This is a genomic window from uncultured Boseongicola sp., from assembly GCF_937988555.1.
Classification (GTDB): domain Bacteria; phylum Pseudomonadota; class Alphaproteobacteria; order Rhodobacterales; family Rhodobacteraceae; genus Boseongicola.
Genome location: NZ_CALJXO010000065.1, coordinates 1 through 2,554, shown reverse-complemented (window position 1 = coordinate 2,554; position 2,554 = coordinate 1). Strand labels below are relative to the sequence as shown.

Genomic DNA, 2,554 nt, shown 5'->3' with positions numbered 1-2,554 from the left:
TCTACAATGCCCCACCAGTCAGGATTACGGGTCATGACCGTTTGGATGTCCTGCTCGCGCGTTTCAAGAATGAACGCGCCTGTGCCATTTGTGTGGCGCACGGCGTAGTTTTCATCACCCGCCGAAAAATCCTGCACTTGCGTCGCGTTATGTTCCTCGGCCCAGGCGCGCGACATGATCAGAATATTTGTGAGATCACGCGGCAATAGCGGCATGGGCTGATCGGTCACCACATCGACGGTGAACTCGTCCAGCGCAGACACCTCTATGATATGGGTCACATAGGGGCGGTAGTCCGAACTTTGTTGCTGAGCCCGTTCGATACTGAACACCACGTCATCCGCTGTGAACGGGGTGCCGTCGTGGAAGACCACGCCTTCCCGCAGATAAAATCGCCAGTGCGTGGGCTCCACAACCTCCCATGACGTGGCGAGCACCGGCGCCAACTGAAGATCGACGTCAAAGGCGACGAGGGTGTCATACATCTGATTGAGCAAATTGAAGGTGGGCCCTTCGGCCTGGGCATAGGGGTCAAGGGTGAGGGCATCCCCGCGGGAGGCCACCCGCAGCTCGTTTTCGGCCAAAGCCGCCCCGGGCATTGCTGCGAGGAGTAGGCTCCCCAGCAAGAGCGCCATCAACTTTTTCATAAAAAAACTCCCGGTTTTCTGCCCCTGCCTGCGGTCAGGTTACACCAACAGAGCCGTTCAGGAAAGCCGCGCGCAGGGGGCAGCAGGCAGGGCCCGCATAACTGCCATGTGTAATCCCCCGCACAAAATACCACGGTAATTACCACGCAGACCCCGACTTTGCCTTGCGGATGCAAACGCTCTCTACCACGTGGCCTTCCTAACTATGCGTCATCCCGAAACCGCATGAGGTGGTTTTGAGGGGTTGGCAAAAAAAGTCGAGGAGACGCAAGTCATGTTAGCCGAAGTCCAAACTACAGAGACCGATCGGTTCGCCCGCTGCATCGAAATCTCCAAGCGCGTGCGCTGGGATATCGAACGCGACGTTATCAAGGGCCGCCGGTTTGACATCACGCAGAAATTCTTACCCGACGGCCTGTCGCTGGTGGAAGAACTGGAATTTTTAAGTGAAGCCGAGAGGCTCTTCCTGAGCCAGATTCAGGGTCGCACCTATGCCAATATCTTTGGTTTGGTGGAACGCTTCATCAACGCCAAAGTGCTCGAAGTTAGCCGCGATTACTGGCTCGGTGATCAAGTGGCGCTGGAAGCCCTGATCCGCTTCAGCGACGAAGAGTTAAAACACCAGGAACTTTTCCGCCGGGTCGAACGGCTTGCTGGTGCCGACATGCCGGCCGGATACGCTTTCGCACCGGACCCGGACGAAGTGGCGCGGATCGTCCTTTCCAAAAGCACCTGGTCGGTTCTGGCATTGACGCTGGATATCGAATTGTTCACGCAGCTGCATTACCGCGAAAGCATTGAGTCCGCTGATAATCTTTCTGATCTTTGGAAAGATGTCTTCCTGTTTCATTGGAAGGAAGAATGCCAGCACGCCGTGGTGGACGAACTTGAATTGATCCGCTGCGACGAACAACTGACCGAGGTGGAACGGGACGGCGCTGTGAGTGACCTGATCGATTTGGTGGTTGCGGTCGATGGCATCCTCCAAATGCAGGCCAAAGTGGATGCCGATTACTTTGCTGGAAACTGCGGGCGCAAGCTATCGGATGAAGAGATGGCGGCAAGCCACGCCGGTATCCTGAAAGCCTATCGCTGGCAATACATCCTGTCGGGCGTTCAGCATCCGCACTTCGCGGAAGTTCTGTTCAGCCTTCTCAACAAAGAACAAGCAGCACGCATCGAGGCCGCACTTGCGACCTTGATGTGAGAGAGAAAAAGGAGAGGAACGATGAACACAAAGCACCATTCACATGTGTCAGGCCATGAGGTCGCGCGCGGCGCGGCGGCAGCTCTGTTCATCTTAACAGGCATGCTGAGCATCTTGGTTACGACGGTTTTGATGCAATCGGTTGTCTGATATCCGTGTTAAAGTTCAGGGCCGCTGCTTTGTCGTAGCGGTCCTGGGCATTACTTTCTGGGCCTGGTAGGGCAAACTGAGCCCCGCAACGTATGAGGTCTCGTTATGCATGATCGCTCACTTGGCTGGTATTATTGGCTGGCCACCGTTCCCTTGTTGATCATCGGGATATTTTTCACAAGTTTGGGCATCTGGGCCGCCATCGGGCTTACGGCCCTTCAGGCAATGCATTTTTATGCCCGGGAAAAGGCGGTCAGCGCCTTTCCGGTTCAAGTCCGCCTCGCCTATGTCCTGTTGCTGGTGATGGGTCTTTGGGCACCGCTGGTCTTCATCCACTGGATCCAACTGGTCGGCACGATTGCCTTGGTGACCGTCGGATATTGCCCGCTGGCGCGGTTCTTGTCGCTGATGCCCTGGAACCGGCAAACGCCAGTGACCTGGGCCGCGATCAAGGAAACCATCCTCATCCCGCCGGTGAAAGGATCGATCAAGACCCATTTCGCGCAAGCCGCATCTGAAAAACCCCTTGAGTGAACGGCCAAGGCCCTTT

4 protein-coding genes are annotated in these 2,554 nt (G+C 56.0%); 3 read left to right on the top strand and 1 reads right to left on the bottom strand.

From position 1 onward, the window contains the following. Positions 1-647 (bottom strand): ABC transporter substrate-binding protein (locus Q1B15_RS03895; RefSeq protein WP_299750427.1); only part of this gene is annotated, 647 nt, incomplete at its 3' end. Between the two features lie 274 nt (positions 648-921). Here Q1B15_RS03895 and Q1B15_RS03890 point away from each other — a divergent pair. The 3 genes from Q1B15_RS03890 to Q1B15_RS03880 all read left to right on the top strand — a co-directional run bounded on the left by Q1B15_RS03890 (position 922) and on the right by Q1B15_RS03880 (position 2,538). Next, positions 922-1,854 (top strand): hypothetical protein, encoded by a 933-nt coding sequence (locus Q1B15_RS03890; protein WP_299750424.1) that lies wholly within the window; start codon positions 922-924, stop codon positions 1,852-1,854. A 21-nt stretch (positions 1,855-1,875) separates the two neighbouring features. After that, complete coding sequence (locus tag Q1B15_RS03885) at positions 1,876-2,004, top strand: hypothetical protein (RefSeq protein ID WP_299750421.1); 129 nt, start codon at positions 1,876-1,878, stop codon at positions 2,002-2,004. 105 nt (positions 2,005-2,109) lie between these two features. After that, positions 2,110-2,538, top strand: coding sequence for a hypothetical protein (locus Q1B15_RS03880; protein WP_299750418.1), 429 nt, complete (start codon positions 2,110-2,112; stop codon positions 2,536-2,538). Positions 2,539-2,554: the final 16 nt, after the last annotated feature.